The organism is Paenibacillus chartarius, assembly GCF_042432825.1.
GTDB classification, from domain to species: Bacteria; Bacillota; Bacilli; order Paenibacillales; family NBRC-103111; genus Gordoniibacillus; species Gordoniibacillus chartarius.
This window is the reverse complement of record NZ_JBHLWN010000119.1, coordinates 1-16280: the sequence shown is the minus strand read 5'-3', so window position 1 is coordinate 16280 and position 16280 is coordinate 1. Positions and strand designations below refer to the sequence as shown.

Annotated in this window: 16 protein-coding genes, 1 tRNA gene and 1 rRNA gene; 17 read left to right on the top strand and 1 reads right to left on the bottom strand. The window is 52.2% G+C overall.

Translation table 11 applies throughout. The features are described from left to right. The first annotated feature begins 133 nt into the window (after positions 1-133). The 15 genes from rrf to ACFFK0_RS28615 all read left to right on the top strand — a co-directional run bounded on the left by rrf (position 134) and on the right by ACFFK0_RS28615 (position 13201). Positions 134-250, top strand: a 5S ribosomal RNA gene (rrf, locus tag ACFFK0_RS28685). A gap of 329 nt (positions 251-579) precedes the next feature. Next, on the top strand, positions 580-1905 hold the full coding sequence (locus ACFFK0_RS28680) for a putative glycoside hydrolase (RefSeq protein WP_377474498.1): 1326 nt from the start codon (positions 580-582) through the stop codon (positions 1903-1905). 75 nt (positions 1906-1980) lie between these two features. Then, entirely contained in the window at positions 1981-3438 is a 1458-nt protein-coding gene (gene guaB, locus ACFFK0_RS28675; RefSeq protein WP_377474496.1) for an IMP dehydrogenase, read from the top strand. A 105-nt stretch (positions 3439-3543) separates the two neighbouring features. Beyond that, positions 3544-4851, top strand: coding sequence for a D-alanyl-D-alanine carboxypeptidase family protein (locus ACFFK0_RS28670; RefSeq protein WP_377474494.1), 1308 nt, complete (start codon positions 3544-3546; stop codon positions 4849-4851). Between the two features lie 75 nt (positions 4852-4926). After that, complete coding sequence (gene pdxS / locus ACFFK0_RS28665) at positions 4927-5808, top strand: pyridoxal 5'-phosphate synthase lyase subunit PdxS (RefSeq protein ID WP_377474492.1); 882 nt, start codon at positions 4927-4929, stop codon at positions 5806-5808. Between the two features lie 46 nt (positions 5809-5854). Beyond that, on the top strand, positions 5855-6430 hold the full coding sequence (gene pdxT, locus ACFFK0_RS28660) for a pyridoxal 5'-phosphate synthase glutaminase subunit PdxT (protein WP_377474490.1): 576 nt from the start codon (positions 5855-5857) through the stop codon (positions 6428-6430). 97 nt (positions 6431-6527) lie between these two features. Beyond that, the gene (gene serS / locus ACFFK0_RS28655) at positions 6528-7808 is read left to right on the top strand and encodes a serine--tRNA ligase (RefSeq protein ID WP_377474488.1); all 1281 of its coding nucleotides are present in this window, start codon (positions 6528-6530) and stop codon (positions 7806-7808) included. 63 nt (positions 7809-7871) lie between these two features. Continuing rightward, positions 7872-7956 (top strand) — tRNA-Ser (locus ACFFK0_RS28650). Positions 7957-8049: 93 nt separating this feature from the next. Then, positions 8050-9126, top strand: a complete 1077-nt coding sequence (locus tag ACFFK0_RS28645; RefSeq protein WP_377474486.1) for an NAD(P)H-dependent flavin oxidoreductase — start codon at positions 8050-8052, stop codon at positions 9124-9126. Between the two features lie 91 nt (positions 9127-9217). Further along, entirely contained in the window at positions 9218-9565 is a 348-nt protein-coding gene (locus tag ACFFK0_RS28640; protein ID WP_377474483.1) for a hypothetical protein, read from the top strand. A gap of 21 nt (positions 9566-9586) precedes the next feature. Continuing rightward, positions 9587-9739, top strand: a complete 153-nt coding sequence (locus ACFFK0_RS28635; RefSeq protein WP_377474481.1) for a hypothetical protein — start codon at positions 9587-9589, stop codon at positions 9737-9739. Then, a complete protein-coding gene (locus ACFFK0_RS28630; protein ID WP_377474479.1) occupies positions 9739-9897 on the top strand; it encodes a small acid-soluble spore protein P in 159 nt (52 codons plus the stop codon). The genes ACFFK0_RS28635 and ACFFK0_RS28630 overlap by 1 nt, the downstream gene beginning before the upstream one ends. Positions 9898-10259: 362 nt before the next feature. Beyond that, positions 10260-10823: a PadR family transcriptional regulator gene (locus ACFFK0_RS28625; RefSeq protein ID WP_377474477.1), complete on the top strand. Its 564-nt coding sequence runs from the start codon at positions 10260-10262 to the stop codon at positions 10821-10823. Then, the gene (locus tag ACFFK0_RS28620) at positions 10816-11799 is read left to right on the top strand and encodes a BtrH N-terminal domain-containing protein (protein ID WP_377474475.1); all 984 of its coding nucleotides are present in this window, start codon (positions 10816-10818) and stop codon (positions 11797-11799) included. The genes ACFFK0_RS28625 and ACFFK0_RS28620 overlap by 8 nt, the downstream gene beginning before the upstream one ends. Positions 11800-12340: 541 nt before the next feature. After that, positions 12341-13201 (top strand): SPL family radical SAM protein, encoded by an 861-nt coding sequence (locus tag ACFFK0_RS28615; protein WP_377474473.1) that lies wholly within the window; start codon positions 12341-12343, stop codon positions 13199-13201. Here the strand turns inward: ACFFK0_RS28615 and ACFFK0_RS28610 are convergent. Further along, a complete protein-coding gene (locus tag ACFFK0_RS28610) occupies positions 13196-14059 on the bottom strand; it encodes a YheC/YheD family protein (RefSeq protein ID WP_377474471.1) in 864 nt (287 codons plus the stop codon). The genes ACFFK0_RS28615 and ACFFK0_RS28610 overlap by 6 nt on opposite strands. Before the next feature lie 419 nt (positions 14060-14478). Here ACFFK0_RS28610 and ACFFK0_RS28605 point away from each other — a divergent pair, with 419 nt between their 5' ends. Continuing rightward, positions 14479-15015: a collagen-like protein gene (locus ACFFK0_RS28605; protein ID WP_377474469.1), complete on the top strand. Its 537-nt coding sequence runs from the start codon at positions 14479-14481 to the stop codon at positions 15013-15015. A gap of 170 nt (positions 15016-15185) precedes the next feature. After that, on the top strand, positions 15186-16184 hold the full coding sequence (locus tag ACFFK0_RS28600; RefSeq protein ID WP_377474467.1) for a cation diffusion facilitator family transporter: 999 nt from the start codon (positions 15186-15188) through the stop codon (positions 16182-16184). Positions 16185-16280: the final 96 nt, after the last annotated feature.

Genomic DNA, 16280 nt, shown 5'->3' with positions numbered 1-16280 from the left:
AAGCGCAGCAATGCGTGGAGCTGACGAATACTAATCGGTCGAGGGCTTATCCAAATAACAACCCAAATGAAATCTACGCGCAATGTTTCGTATCTAGTTTTCAGGGTGCAACGCACGCCTGAATAGCAATCCGTTTGGTGGTAATGGCGGAAGGGAACCACGCGTACCCATCCCGAACACGACCGTTAAGCCTTCCAGCGCCGATGGTACTTAGACCGCAGGGTCTTGGGAGAGTAGGACGCCGCCAAGCAAAGCCAAAGAGTTCTTCATGGAAATTTCCGTGAGGGACTCTTTTTGTTTCCTCCAAAGTAAACACCTGCGTCTATGAATGGGCCGTTCCGCTACGGTGGCGTTAAGCTCGAGGAAGGATACCGAGCAGTTACCCACTAGGTCTCACGGCCGGCATAACGCCATAACCGCCCTCACCGTTTGGTTGGCGATACCGTTATTGCATTTACTCGATACGGGTCGCACGAGTGCTCTGCAGCGCGAGAAGGAATCTACCATCTGCACCAATAAAATTATTAGGTGAATATAAGCCTAAGGAGTCATACTACCTCCATGAAGGAGGTTGACGTGATGAAAACATGGGCTACTCTCGCTTCGTTATCCTTATGCTTGTTATCCGCTTGCTCGGCTGGTCCGAAACCGTACCAAAACCAACAATTCGAGAATAGGGCGGAAGGCATCCCGCCAACACCGACGTCCTCAATATCGACGAGGCAAACCAACGATACCCCGCATTTGTCATCTACGGCGCCGAGCGCCTACTCGATTCCCGAACATATTACCCGTATCGCGAGGCAATCTCCTGCGGTTCAGCCGCCAGCTGAGCAACCGCCTGCCAATCAGCCGCCTGCAGCACAACCGGAAACAAGTCAACCCGAACAATCAAGTCCGGCCAAAGTAAAAGCAAAATCCGCCGTTACCGTGAAAGGCATATATGTTCCTGCATGGAAAGCGAAAGGAGCCTCCTTAAGCAAGCTAATCGGCCTTCTCGATCGGACAGAGCTTAACGCCATGGTTATCGACGTGAAGAACGATTCCGGGCAAATCACTTATGACTCCAATGTCGGCTTGGCCAATGAGATCGGTGCGGACGACACGAAGCCGATTCCGGATATCAAGGCGCTTCTTACAGAGCTTAAGGGGCATCAGATCTACACCATTGCCAGAGTTGTCGCATTTAAGGACCCTTACCTATGCAGTGTACGCAAAGATTTGGCGATGCATACGAAAGCCGGGGCGGTCTGGCGGGACCGCAAAGGAGTGGCCTGGGTCGATCCGTATCATCCTGATGTACAAGCGTATAATATAGCCATCGCCAAAGAAGCAATTGAATTGGGCTTCGACGAAGTTCAATTCGATTATGTGCGGTTTCCGGAGAACGGCCAGAAGGTCGATCAAGAGGTGAAGTTTTACAATCCCCAAGGCTTGAACAAATCCGATGTCATTCAGCAGTTTCTAACGAAGGCTAAACAAGCGATACCGGCCGGAGCGATTTCCGCCGATGTGTTCGGATTAACGACATCTGCCAAAGGCGATATGGGCATCGGACAAGATTGGGGGAAAATGAGTCCGGCTATCGATTACATTTCACCGATGGTGTACCCTTCCCACTATAGCAGCGGGACGCTAGGGGTTAGGAATCCGGACCTGAATCCCTATGACATTATTAAAGTATCCATGCAAGATGCGCTCGAGAAAAATCAGCAGCTCGAAGCTTCCGGCAAGAAAGCCGCTCAGGTGCGTCCATGGCTGCAAGATTTTACGGCAAAATGGGTGAAACCGCATCAGACCTACGGCGCCAAACAGGTCAAGGAGCAAATCCGCGCCGCCAAAGAGCTGGGGATCGATCAGTACCTTTTATGGAATCCAAGCTGCAACTATTCTTACCGTGACTGAAAACCTTTCTTGACAGTAAAAAAGGCCTTTTGTTAAGATTGGAGAAATATATTTTCGGCGGGGAGGCCTTTGATTGTGAGGGAAGATAAATTTGCAAAGGAAGGGTTAACGTTTGACGATGTGCTTCTAGTGCCGAGAAAGTCCGATGTATTCGGCAAGGAGATCGACATCACGACGCAAATCCATCCGAAGGTGAAGCTCAATATTCCGTTTATCAGCTCGGCGATGGATACGGTCACGGAAGCCGCGCTAGCGATTGCGATCGCTAGAGAAGGCGGAATCGGAATCATTCACAAGAATATGCCGATCGCCCAGCAGGCGGAAGAGGTCGACCGGGTCAAGCGGTCGGAGAGCGGCGTCATCACGAAGCCTTTCTCGCTGACGGCAGAGCATCATGTGTATGACGCCGAAGCGCTGATGGCGAAGTTTCGCATTTCCGGCGTACCGATCGTTGACGACAATAAGAAGCTGATCGGTATTCTAACGAACCGCGACCTCCGCTTCGTTCATGACTATTCGATCAAGATTAAAGAAGTGATGACCCGCGAGAATCTCGTTACAGCGCCGGTCGGTACGACGCTCAAGCAAGCGGAAGCGATTTTGCAAAAGCACAAAATCGAAAAGCTCCCGCTGGTTGACGAGAATAACGAGCTGAAGGGTCTTATCACGATCAAAGACATTGAGAAGGCGATTCAGTTCCCGAATGCCGCTAAGGACCCGCTGGGACGGCTGCTTGTCGGCGCGGCGGTAGGCGTATCGAAGGATGTAATGGAGCGTACTGCCGCTCTCGTAGAAGCCGGTATCGACTTGATCGTCGTAGATTCGGCCCACGGCCACCATATCAACATTCTCGAGACGGTTCGAAAGATTCGCGAGCAATATCCGGATCTGCCGATGATTGCCGGCAACGTAGCGACTGGAGACGGCACAAGAGATCTAATCGAAGCCGGGGCGTCGATGGTAAAAGTAGGTATCGGTCCGGGCTCGATCTGTACGACGCGTGTCATTGCCGGTATCGGGGTTCCGCAAATCACGGCTATCTATGATTGTGCTCAAGTAGCCAGACAATACAATGTACCGATCATTGCTGACGGCGGCATCAAGTACTCCGGCGATGTAGTGAAGGCGATCGCTGCAGGCGCTAGCGCGGTGATGATCGGCAGTCTGTTTGCCGGGACGGAGGAAAGCCCTGGCGAATCGGAAATTTTCCAAGGACGCCGCTTTAAGGTGTACCGCGGCATGGGCTCGCTTGGCGCCATGAAAGAAGGCAGCAAAGACCGTTATTTCCAGGAGAACGAGAGCAAGCTCGTACCGGAAGGTATTGAGGGCCGTGTACCTTACAAAGGACCGCTTGCGGATACGATTTTCCAATTGATCGGCGGTCTTCGTTCGGGAATGGGGTATTGCGGCACACGCAATATTCAGGAATTGATTAACGATACGCAGTTTATCCGCATCACGGGTGCAGGTCTTCGCGAGAGCCATCCGCACGATGTGCAAATCACCAAAGAAGCGCCGAATTACTCGCTGTAATCACGGTATCAAGGCAGAGGAGACTTCCTCTGCCTTTACTATTTTTGAGAGATAGGGGCGGTATGTGGTAAAATTAAAGGATACTACGACTGGGAGAGTGACGTTGTGAAAGGTTTTGGCAAGGCGGGGAAATTGGTGGTCGGTATCGCGTTATTGACGCAGCTCGCGTTTTCACCTATAGCAGGAATGCTGAATACCGCAAATGCGGCTGAGGTTGAGTCGCCCAACATCGGGCTAGAATCCAAATCGGCCATTATGCTGGAAGCGTCGACCGGACAAGTGCTGTATGAGCTCAATGCAGACCAACCGATGCCACCGGCGAGTATGGCGAAGATGATGACCGAATACTTGGTCATGGAAGCTGTCGATACGGGCAAGCTGAAGTGGGACGAAATGCTGACGATCAGCGAGTATTCCGCTTACTTATCCAACAATCGGGCGTTCTCCGGCATTCCGAAGGCAATGGGCGATCAATATTCGGCACAGGATTTGTTCTATGCGGTTACGATTTATTCCGATAACGGCGCCGCAGTGGCGCTAGCGGAGCGCATTGCGGGCTCCGAGGAAAAGTTCGCACAGCTGATGAACGAAACGGCCAAGAAGATGGGCCTGTCGAAGGATGCGCTCTTCATCAACACATCGGGACTGGATCGGGTCGATTTAGGCAAATATGCACCGGAGTCGATTCCGGGCGAGACGACGTTTACCGCGCGGGACGGCGCACTGATTGCTTATCATCTGCTGAAAGATCATCCGAAGATTACGGAGTATTCAAGTATTCCGGCCCGAAAGTTCCGGCCAACCGACGCCAATCCGATGATCAACTACGACTGGATGCTCGAAGGCAACAGCGGGAATACGAATTTCAAGAAGTATTCTTATCCAGGCGTAGACGGGCTCAAGACGGGGCATACCGATAAAGCGGGCTACTGCTTTACGGGTACGGCTGTACGCAACGGCACGAGACTGATCACCGTCGTAATGAATGCCTCTTCAAGAGACAACAGCTTCTTCGATACGAGGAAACTGTTCGACTACGGGTTCAATAACTTTGAGAAGCGCGAGATCGTCAAAGAAGGCGCGGCGGATGATTCGCTGAAGTCCGTTCCGATCAAGAAAGGCGTAAATACGGAGCTTGCACCGATTACGGGCGCCGCGCTGTCGCTGTTGGTCAAGAAGGGTACGCCGGAAACCGCATTCGTGAAAACGACGGAGGCGAAGACGGACCTGGTTGCGCCGATTAAGAAGGGCGACGTGGTCGGTAAAATGACAGTGAGCTATAATAACAAGACGTATACGATCCCAATGGTTTCTTCAACGGATGAAGAGAAGGCCAGCTGGATCCGGCTGCTGTTCCGGGCGATCGGCAACTTCTTCAGCGATCTGCTCAGCGGCGACAAGAAAGCGGCTTAATTCCGATAACGGCGGTTGTATATTTGTGGCGGTTCATGTAAAATATTTGATTAGCATACACAGGAGGAATGGAGAATGGAAACCGGAACATCGCGAGTTAAGAAGGGTATGGCCGAAATGCAAAAAGGCGGCGTAATCATGGACGTCATGAACGCCGAGCAAGCAAAAATTGCCGAAGCTGCGGGAGCGTCCGCCGTTATGGCACTTGAGCGGGTACCGTCCGATATTCGTGCGGCCGGCGGCGTAGCACGGATGGCGGACCCGACGATCGTCGAGGAAGTTATGAAGGTCGTGTCGATCCCGGTTATGGCGAAGGCACGGATCGGACATTTTGTCGAAGCGAAAATCCTCGAATCGATGGGCGTGGACTACATCGACGAGAGCGAAGTATTGACACCGGCCGATGAAGTATTCCATATCAATAAGCGCGAGTTTACCGTTCCGTTCGTTTGCGGCGCGCGCGACCTTGGCGAGGCGCTGCGCCGGATCGGCGAAGGTGCGTCGATGATTCGGACGAAGGGCGAGCCGGGAACGGGTAATATTGTTGAGGCCGTCCGCCATATGCGGATGATGGTCGGCCAAATCCGCAAGGTGCAGGCGATGTCGAGAGACGAGCTGATGGCGGAAGCCAAGAACCTGGGTGCTCCGTTCGAGCTGCTGCTGCAAGTGCACGAAACCGGCAAGCTGCCGGTCGTCAATTTCGCGGCAGGAGGCGTAGCGACGCCTGCTGACGCCGCTCTGATGATGCATCTTGGCTCCGACGGCGTGTTCGTTGGTTCGGGTATCTTCAAATCGGACAATCCGGAAAAGTTCGCGAAAGCGATCGTTGAAGCGACTACGCACTATACGGATTACGCTCATATCGCGGAAATTTCCAAAAATCTCGGTACGCCGATGAAGGGCATCGAAATCTCCAAGCTTCCGGCTGCAGAACGGATGCAAGAGCGCGGCTGGTAAGAGGCTCGGATAGCCAGTCGGCGGCGTAAGGAAGGAACGAAGCAGCATGAAGATTGGCGTATTGGCGCTGCAGGGAGCAGTTGCTGAACATATTCGAATGATTGAACAAGCGGGCGGCGAGGGCGTCCAGGTCAAACGTCCGGAGCAGCTGAAGGAGCTGCAAGGCATCATTGTGCCCGGCGGTGAGAGCACGACGATCGGAAAGCTGATGCGGACTTACGGGTTCATTGAGTCGCTGAAGGAATTTTACAGCCAAGGCAATCCGGTATTCGGCACATGCGCAGGACTAATTGTCATTGCCAAGGAAATCGCCGCTCAGCCCGAGGCGCACCTCGAGCTGATGGACATCAAGGTAGCGCGTAATGCGTTCGGACGGCAGCGGGAAAGCTTCGAGACGGATCTGGAAGTAAAGCATATCGCCGACGACGTTCGGGCCGTATTCATTCGCGCACCGTTGATTGAGGAAGTAGGCAAAGGCGTGGAAGTGCTCTCGGTTTATAACGGACAGATCGTAGCGGCGCAGCAGGGTCGGCTGCTGGCGACCTCGTTCCATCCGGAGCTGACCGACGATTGCCGCATTCACGGTTATTTCCTCGATATGGTGAAGAAAGCACATAACTAAGCGGATCAAGCACCTTGGGCCAGCGCCGGCACGTACGCCGGAAGCGGCAAGGTGCTTCTTCCATATCAACTATATTGCCCTATACGGAGGGGTTCGTTTGTTCGACGTAAAGCTCTTGAGAAGCGATCTGGACCGAGTAAAAGCAGCGATGGCGAACCGCGGCGCACAGCTGCCGGAGCTTGACCGATTCACTGCGCTGGATACGAAGCGCCGCGAAATGCTGCAGGAAGTGGAGCAGTTAAAGAACCGCCGCAATGTCGTTTCGCAAGAAGTAGCCTTGAAGAAGCGCAGCGGCGAGAATGCCGACGACTTGATTCAGGAAATGAAGGTTGTTGGCGATCGGATTAAAGAGCTGGACGATGAAATTCGCGTACTCGAAACGGAATTGAACGACATTATGCTTTCGATTCCGAATATGCCTCATGAATCGGTACCTGTCGGCGCATCGGAGGAAGACAACGTGGAAGTGCGCCGCATTGGAGAGCCGACAACATTCGGCTTCGAGCCGAAGCCTCACTGGGACTTGGCGCAGGAGCTCGGGATTGTCGACTTCGAAGCCGGCGCGAAGGTGACGGGGACACGGTTTTTATTTTACAAGGGTCTCGGGGCTCGTCTCGAGCGGGCGCTGATCAATTTCATGATGGACCTGCACAGCAATGAGCACGGCTATGAAGAGATGCTGCCTCCACAGATTGTGAACCGCGACAGCTTGACCGGAACGGGTCAGCTGCCGAAGTTTGAGGAGGACGTCTTCAAGCTGGAGGGCATGGACTACTTCTTGATTCCGACCGCGGAAGTACCGGTGACGAACTACCATAGGGAAGAGATTTTGAATGCCGATCAGCTGCCGGTCAACTATGTCGCCTATAGTGCGTGTTTCCGCTCGGAAGCAGGAGCAGCCGGCCGCGACACGAGAGGCTTGATTCGTCAGCATCAGTTCAACAAGGTAGAGCTGATCAAGCTGGTGAAGCCGGAGGATTCGTATGAGGCGCTTGAGCAGATGACAAGACACGCCGAGAAGGTGCTGCAGCTGCTGAAGCTTCCGTACCGCGTTCTAGCGCTTTGTACGGGCGATATGGGCTTCACAGCGGCTAAGACGTACGATCTGGAAGTGTGGCTGCCTAGCGGCGGTACATACCGCGAAATTTCGTCCTGCAGCAATGTGGAGGATTTCCAGGCGCGCCGTGCCGGCATCCGCTTCCGCCGCGACGCGAAGGCGAAGCCGGAATTCGTCCATACGCTGAACGGATCAGGACTTGCCGTCGGCAGAACGGTGGCCGCCATTCTGGAAAATTATCAGCAAGCTGACGGCACTGTAGCCGTACCGGAAGTGCTGGTGCCTTACATGGGCGGGGTACGTGTTATTGCTAAGAAATAGCGGTTGCAAATGAATTTGCAAGTATGCTACAATGCTTTTTGTCCCGCTCTTGCGGGACTGCTTGGAGAGGTGGTCGAGTGGTTTAAGGCAGCGGTCTTGAAAACCGCCGAGGTGCAAGCCTCCGTGGGTTCGAATCCCACCCTCTCCGTACTTGAATTACACATCGGGGTCATCGGCTTAGGTCGGTGGCCTTTTTGCTATATCAGGCTTGTTCGAATCAAGCATAAGGAGGAAACCAGCCATGTGGCCTAGCACGGAAGTTACTAAGCAGCTAAAAATTACATACCCGATCATCCAGGCCGGAATGGCCGGAGGATCGACTACGCCCGCATTAGTTGCGGCGGTATCGAACGCAGGAGGCTTAGGGACGTTGGGCGCAGGCTATATGACACCTGAGGAGATTCGGCTGGCCATTCGTCAAATTCGCGAGCTTACGGATCGGCCCTTCGCCGTAAATTTATTTATGGACCAGCCGTACGAGGCATCAACAGACCAGATTGCTCAAGTTCAGCATTGGATGAAGCCGTTCCGTGACGAGCTGGGAATCGATGTTCCTCAAACGCCGATAACCAAATACGCGGAAAATGCCGATGAGCAGACAAACGTTGTATTGGAGGAAGGCGTTCCGGTGTTTAGTTTCACGTTCGGGTGCCTGTCCAAACCATGGGCTGCCCGGTTTCGAGAAGCCGGCACGGTATTAATCGGAACAGCGACAACTGTCCGTGAAGCCGAGCTGCTCGAAGAGAACGGAGTCGATATGGTGATCGCCCAAGGCAGCGAAGCCGGCGGACATCGCGGTACCTTTACGGTTTCCCACGAACAAGCGCTGATCGGCACCATGGCACTCGTTCCGCAAATCGTTGATGCGGTTCGCATTCCGGTCATCGCGGCAGGCGGGATCATGGACGGACGGGGGATCCTGGCTGCCCGTATGCTTGGCGCTTCAGCCGTATCGCTCGGCACAGCGTTCTTGACAGCCGAAGAGAGCGGCATCCACCCGGCTTATAAAGAGAAGCTGCTCCAGAGCAAAGACGGCGAAACAGTCATTACGTCGGCATTCTCGGGAAAACCCGCAAGAGGATTGAAAAACCGGTTTATTGCGGAAATGGCCGCTCATCAGCATCATGTACCCGATTATCCGGTACAGAATGCCCTGACTCGAGATATTCGGCAAGCCGCCGCAAAGCAAAATCGGACCGAGTTCATGTCGATGTGGGCCGGACAGGGAGCGCCGATGTCCAATCGGCTCCCTGCCGAACAAATCATGCAAAATTTGGTTTCGCAAGTAGAGAAACTGAGGAAAGATATGCTTGCCTAAGGAGACTCGGGCGAAGGAGCTTGTACTAGTTTTTACATCTCATAAATCCCCTTTACAATCAGCAAGTTAAGGAGTGAGGAGGTGTTGCGCTATGTCCAAAACCGCGCAGCTCACGGTAGACAATCAAAAGGTCGCCGAGGCTTGGCAAATGTTCCTTCCGCGGATGCTGAATGAGACGGATACTTGCAAAGTCGTTGCCGACGAAGGCGATCCGTCTGCCCTCAGAGTCAACATTCAAACGGCGGGACGTTCGGATTACAATTTTGACTTTAAAGTGACGTATGTGGATCCTCGTGAAATTGAAGTAAATTTGGTCGATGTCCAACAGGGAAACCTGCATGTCGACGAGCACACGGAGATTATTCAATCGCTGGCCGAGGATTACGTTCGCCACCTGCACGAGTGTGCGCAGGGTGTCAAGAACATCACAAATCCATAACGGATCGGAGAGACATACGCCATGACGAAGCAATATGGTCCGGATAAGAATCTGCAGAACGTCGTTGACGACTTGGAAAAGCCGAAAATCAACGCCGAGTTCAACCAGCAGCAAAATCAAGAGAAGAACGACCGGCGCGAGCGCTCCACGATGAAGAAGGGAGGCTGGATCTGATGTCGAAGAAAGATAAATCCTACTCCGTCGGCTTAAGCTACGCAGGACCGAAGCCCGACCACGACAACGAGCATCACGGTCCGACAGCGCCGCTCTCCGGCTCCAAAAAGGTTAAAAACCGCCAGCACTCCCGCAACAATCACGGTGAAGGGCATTAAAAAAAATTATTAATAAAATGTAAAGGACCGGACATACTACTAGTGACGGTGAAGAGAGGGTGTGGTTGCGTTGCAAAACGTAGCGAAAGCCGAAGATTGTAGCTTCTAATCGATTCACTTCGTCTGGAGGTGTGTGCCAAAGACACGTTAGTGTTTGGAGGCAGTTCGTTCGATGAGCGAGGTACCGAAGACAAGGGCGAGGATAGGCACAATAATAACGATTCACCGTCGGAAGGAGCCCGCAAGGGCTCTTTTCTTTTGGCTGAGTACACAGATGATTGGTTCTTAGGAGCCTTGATTGACCCTATATTACACTAGTGTTATAATGCATGTATGTAATATTAATTATGAGGGGTCTCTCCATGAACCAACTTTCGAATGTTGAATTTATGCTGTTGCAAATAATCGCGGAACGCAATCAAGCGTCAGGTTACGACATTAATAAGTTAATCGACCAACGCGGCTATCGGGAATGGGCGAATATCGGCACGACTTCGATTTACGCAGGACTGAAGAAATTGAACAATAAAGGACTGATCGAGTCCGAGGATTCAGGTGAGAAGTCCGGCAAGGGACCTATGCCGATCCGATTTGTCATAACGGACGTCGGTTTGGCAACGCTGAGGAATGAAATCATCGTCGCCCTATCTTCTTCGCGAGAGCGCGATAGCCGATTCGATCTCGGGCTTGCCGCTTTACCTTTTATCGATAAGGGCGAAGCGATTGAAGCTTTGCGGAAACGGCTGAATTTTCTTGGGGAGGCTTTAGAAAATATAAGACAGAAGTACGAATCGCAAGGTGACCTTCGATTGCCGCTGTATGTAAGGGCACTTTTCCTTCATCCGATGAGTCTCATCGAAAGCGAGCAAGCGTTCGTTGCGAAAATGATCAACGAATTGTTGGGGGAGACGAAAGATCATGTCTAAAATCATTGAAGGCTTCAGTCCTTTTCAAGGGGAACATTGCGAGACGACAACAATGGGCAATTTACTCCAATTTGCGGGAGTCCGACTATCGGAGCCGATGCTATTCGGTCTTGGGCAAGGGTTGGGATTCATTTATTGGGATTCGAAGGGAATGGACTTTCCTTTTATTGGGGGAAGGGTGAAGCCGGATGAATTGACGGCTTGCATAGCATCCCGGCTCAACTTAATCATCAAGGCGCAAGAAACCTCGTCCGTTGAAAAAGCGTGGCAGAATATACGGAGCTTCATCGAACGCGGAATTCCGGTGGGGCTTAAGTTGGACTCTTATTATTTAGATTATTTCACGAACAAAGTGCACTTTGCCGCTCACTATGCGGTGATATATGGAATGGATGACGAATACGCCTACATGGCGGATACTAAACAGCAGGGAGGACTTGTGAAGACGAGTTTGGCCCAGTTGGCTATGGCTAGAAACGCAAAGGGGCCCATGAGCTCCAGGAATCGTTCCTTTACGGTCGAGGCGAACGGCACCCATCCGCCGCTTATGCCCGCTATACGATTATCCTTAACCAAGAATGCACATGATTATTTAAATCCCCCCATTCGCAATATGGGGAACAAAGGCATTGTGAAAATGAGCAATGAAATCCTGAAGTGGCCTTCTCGCAGCAAAAATTTTGAGCATGATCTATGCTTGACTGCGTTATTAATGGAAAGAGCGGGAACCGGCGGCGCTTTGTTTCGAAATCTATATCGAGATTTTCTAAAAGAATGTGCGGAACTGTTGGGAGACCCAAAAGTAGAACAAGCATACTTGAGGTTTACTGAAATCGCTCCAATGTGGGTTAACGTTTCTTCTTTGATCGACCTTGCAGGAAGAACGGGAAACCCGCAGGAATTAAACCAGGTTTCCAAGCTTTTGCTCGAGCTTGCGGATAAGGAACGCGTAGCCATGGAGTTATTATGTAATTAAAACTGAGCAACAAATGCGCCAAACTCAGCTTTTCTTCTTCATCGGAACTATCGGACTTAAGCGCTGGGTAATGCCAATAATTTATTAATAAAATGTAAAGGGCCGGACATACTAGTAGTGACGGTGAAGAGAGGGTGTGGTTGCGTTGCAAAACGTAGCGAAAGCCGAAGATTGTAGCTTCTAATCGATTCACTTCGTCTGGAGGTGTGTGCCAAAGACACGTCAGTGTTTGGAGGCAATTCGTTCGATGAGCGAGGTACCGAAGGCAAGGAACGAGGAAAGGCACAATAATAACGATTCACCGTCGGAAGGGAGCCCGCAAGGGCTCTTTTTCTTTTAGGGTCAAAGGGAAGAGAACAATGAACTGGTTATCATCCGAACGCTGCAAGCTCCTCGCGAGCTTGTTGTTCAAGGGCTGATGTCGGACTGGGTACCGGCTTGCCGCGTATCGACGCGGGCGGGCCGGTTCATGTATGCTGGGGCGGGCTTGTCATATTCATTGGACTTGTGTGCTACAATAGGCAAAATGGAGGTGCTGACCGTGAACGGTAAACGGGTAATCAGAGAGAAAACCCCTAGGCAGCTGCTGAACCGGGCAACCGGGTTTCTTGAGGGTTATACGCACACGCTCAATCCGTATGTCGGCTGCGCATTTGCTTGTTCGTACTGCTATGTCCGCCAAATGCCGGTGGCGTTGTTTCGTGGCGAAGAATGGGGCTCTTGGGTGGATATCAAGACAGAGGCGGCCGAAGTGCTTCGCAAAGATTTGCGGAAAGCCCGCCGGCAAGAAGGCCCTGTCACCATCTTCATGTCGTCCAGTACGGACCCGTATCAACCGGAAGAGGCAAAGTTCGGCGTAACCAGATCGCTGCTGGAGGTGATGGCGGGCGATGAGGCTGCGCCGAACTTCTTGTTCGTTCAAACCCGAAGTCCGCTGGTGAGCCGGGATCTCGATCTGCTAGCAAAGCTGGGGAACCGCGTCCGGCTCAGTATGACGATTGAAACCGACCGCGAGGATATGCGCCGTGCCTTTACCCCTTACGCCCCACCGCTGCAGGCCCGCTTTCGTGTACTGAAGGAGGCTGTAAGCCGGGGGATTCCGGCTCAGGCCACGATTGCGCCCGTACTGCCATCGACGGATTCCTTCGCCGATCGGCTGGCCGAGATTGTCGACAGGGTCTGCATCGACGATTATTTCATGGGAGACGGCAGCCAGGGGCGACGAACGCAGCGACTCGGGCTGAAGGCGCAATATGAATGCTTGGGCGTAGGCGACTGGTACGACCGGGAGGCGTACAAGCGGGTACTGGCACGGCTTAAGGAGCATTTTCCCCAGGATCGGATCGGGATTAGTCAGATAGGCTTCAGCCCACAGTTTGCTCCAGCCCGAACCCCGTTATGATTTCTTACGACGCAAGGAACGACGACGAGTCAGCAAATACGCCGCATATTGAAGAGGGCGCTTGTACACGTCCGTATGGTCAGGCAGCGACCGGTACAAGTTCTTCTCGGGCTTCCCGTTGATTTCGACCACCCATAACTGCCCCTCGGTATCCAAGACGAAATCGACACTGATCTCCCCCAAATGACTGTTGGTGCCCCGCTCGATGGCATCGGCTGCTTTCAAACTGATCCTGCCTAACGAATGCAGCAATCCTTCCACCTGCACTGCTGAATAAAGCTCCTTCAACACCTCGGCTGCCGTTCGGATATTCTCGCAAACACTGGTGTTGTAATATTCGCCGAAAGCCACCCGACTGATGACATTCGTGACGGACCAAGCGCCTCTCCGGTTCTTCTGCACAAGCGCGCGAAGATCGAAGTTATGACCGTGGAGCTGCTGCACGGAAATGCCTTGCTGAATCATGTAGGGCGTCGTTTCGATCTCAGCATCAAACTCAGCTCTTAATTCCTCATATGAACTAAAGACGACATTAGGCGCTGAATGATGGTGGTTCAACTGCAGCTCCCCGTTATCCATCTTCGTTACCCGGTACACGCCGATGCCCCGAGAACCGGTACATGGCTTGAAATACAGCACAGGATGCTTGTTGAAAATCGATGCCGATTCAGCGTCATGATAAGATGCCGTTTCCGGCACATATTGCTTTAGCTCCGAGTGAGCCAGAATATTGTGGATGTCCAATTTGTTGAACTGCGTAATATGGTTGAAGCATCGATTGGTACCGATCATCGTCTCAACCCGGCGAAGAACTTGGGGATCCAAGCTGTAACAGCGGTTATAAACGACTTGCGGCAAGGGGAATCTTCCCCTCCTCCAAATACGTCCTGCCCGATGCATAGCCCATACCGTTCTCCGCTTCCAGTCTATCGAATTTGGGGTAAAGCAGAGTAATTTCGTACCGGGCGTTTGATAGGGAGCATACCGGAGCAGCATCATTCGCTGTTGCTTTGGCTCCGCAACCATAATACCGACATACCGCATTCCTTGCATCCGTTCATCTCCTTCTTCCACAGTTACCGCTTCGTAATGTAGCGTATGTGGACAAAGAAAGAGGTGCGTAGACAAGTATAATTGATTTGGTAAAATGTGGCCAAGACCTATCTGCGGCAATGTGGGCGCTTATCTCATTTTTCACGTACTAGGCAAATACCTACACCGTATCGTTTGTTACGAATACTCTATTTGTGTACTCCACAAAGAAGGGTGATTGATGAATGGGTAGACTTATTCCAGGGCCACCGGGCCCGCAAGGACCACAAGGACCGCAAGGACCACAAGGACCGCAGGGGCCGGTAGCTTTCGCATTCTTCTGCAGCTCCGAGGAGCAAAGCATTGCTGCCGCACCGACGCCAGGGGGGCAGGGGGGAGCCGTTACGTTTAATGAAGCCCCTCTGATCGGCGGCACAGCCATCGGCTTCACTCCTCCTTCGTCAATCCTGATCAATGAGCCTGGCGTTTATCGTATCGATTGGGAAGTGTTCCCGACGGCCGGCAACGTCGCTTTCGCGCTGTTCTTCCAGCCTACGGGCAGCCCGACAGCAATTCGGGTGCCTTGCAGCAATTACGCAGCGGGCTCCGGCAACCAAACCCTCCCAGGTCAAGTCGTAACGAGATTCCTGACAACCGGTGTGCTTACGCTGAATCGAATCGACAATACAGGTGTCGCCGTCACTCTGCAAAATGATCTCGGCGGCGTAGGAAATGCAACACCTGCGACCAGCGCCTCCATCGTAATTGAAAAACTTGCGTAAATGCATGAATAAGCCCTGAGCTCGCTCAGGGCTTTCGTATACCCGGATTTGAACTTGAACTGAAACCGCCGCGGATTAAGTACGTATTACATATTTGATATCTGATCTTGGGCATTATACAATGTTTAGGAGAGGGTATTCACTTTTTTACAAAACTTTAGGAGGACGAAATGGACCCCGAACCCGAACGAGAAAATTTGTTTGAACTGATCAAGAAAGGTAACAAGTCGTCGGCGCTTGCGATGGTCGGCAATGCATTAATTGCCGCGTTCAAAGGCATTGGTGCTGCGATGAGCGGCAGCGGTGCGATGTTTGCATCTTCGATGCATTCACTCGCGGACAGTATCAATCAGGGATTTGTATTCGCAGGAAGCATCCTCGCGGAGAAAAAGCCTACCCGGCAATTCCCTACAGGCTTTGGACGTGTCATTAACATTTTCTGTATGATCGCTGTGATTGTCGTCAGTATTATGGCTTACGAAACCATTCGTGAAGGCTTGCACTTGGTGCAGCATCCGGCGCATTCCGAGGGCGGCTTCTGGCTGAACTTGAGCGCATTGGTCTTTAACCTTGCCGTCGATGGAGCCATATTGATGAAAGCCATGAAGGAAATCACGAAGGAAGCCAGAGTCGAAACGAAGGGATTAGGTTTTATCTTATCGTCATTTAAACATGTAGGTCGTTCGGCGCCGGCTACCCGACTTGTTTTCTACGAAGACCTGGTTGCCGTTACGGGTGCGCTTCTGGCCCTGGTCGCGGTCTTGATCACATCGTTTACCGCGTTTGACGCTCTTGACGGTGTCGTCACTATGCTTATTGGCTTGCTGATGGTCGGTGTCGCATTCAAGGTCGGCTATGACAATATGGTCGGTCTGATCGGCGTAGCGGCTCCCCGCGATGTAGCCGAGAAGGTGGCTATGCTGATCCTTTCCGACAAAGATGTCACGGACATTAACAATATACGGATTACGCAAGAAGGACGCTATTATCACGTCGATGCTGTGATTGAGCTTCGCAAAGGCTTGAGCTTGGCCGACGCCGACAATATCAAATTCCGCGTTCAAGATAAATTGATTTCCGACCCCGACATAACGGATGTGGTGATCGGAATTCGTGAAGATAACGGCGTTAGAGACTGGACGCCCGAAGTACTGAATGAGTTTGCTTAATCGTGAAGATTGCAATCAAAAAGGCCGCCCGCTCGTGATATGCTCCCCATTAGGTAGACAGGTGAAATAATAAAACCTGTCTACCAAGGGGAGTTT

Excerpts from the sequence above, each read along its gene's own strand:
- ACFFK0_RS28680 (WP_377474498.1), top strand. The coding sequence starts at position 580 with ATGAAAACATGGGCTACTCTCGCTTCGTTATCCTTATGCTTGTTATCC.
- pdxS (WP_377474492.1), top strand. The coding sequence starts at position 4,927 with ATGGAAACCGGAACATCGCGAGTTAAGAAGGGTATGGCCGAAATGCAA.
- pdxT (WP_377474490.1), top strand. The coding sequence starts at position 5,855 with ATGAAGATTGGCGTATTGGCGCTGCAGGGAGCAGTTGCTGAACATATT.
- ACFFK0_RS28645 (WP_377474486.1), top strand. The coding sequence starts at position 8,050 with ATGTGGCCTAGCACGGAAGTTACTAAGCAGCTAAAAATTACATACCCG.
- ACFFK0_RS28640 (WP_377474483.1), top strand. The coding sequence starts at position 9,218 with ATGTCCAAAACCGCGCAGCTCACGGTAGACAATCAAAAGGTCGCCGAG.
- ACFFK0_RS28635 (WP_377474481.1), top strand. The coding sequence starts at position 9,587 with ATGACGAAGCAATATGGTCCGGATAAGAATCTGCAGAACGTCGTTGAC.
- ACFFK0_RS28630 (WP_377474479.1), top strand. The coding sequence starts at position 9,739 with ATGTCGAAGAAAGATAAATCCTACTCCGTCGGCTTAAGCTACGCAGGA.
- ACFFK0_RS28625 (WP_377474477.1), top strand. The coding sequence starts at position 10,260 with ATGAACCAACTTTCGAATGTTGAATTTATGCTGTTGCAAATAATCGCG.
- ACFFK0_RS28620 (WP_377474475.1), top strand. The coding sequence starts at position 10,816 with ATGTCTAAAATCATTGAAGGCTTCAGTCCTTTTCAAGGGGAACATTGC.
- ACFFK0_RS28605 (WP_377474469.1), top strand. The coding sequence starts at position 14,479 with ATGGGTAGACTTATTCCAGGGCCACCGGGCCCGCAAGGACCACAAGGA.
- ACFFK0_RS28600 (WP_377474467.1), top strand. The coding sequence starts at position 15,186 with ATGGACCCCGAACCCGAACGAGAAAATTTGTTTGAACTGATCAAGAAA.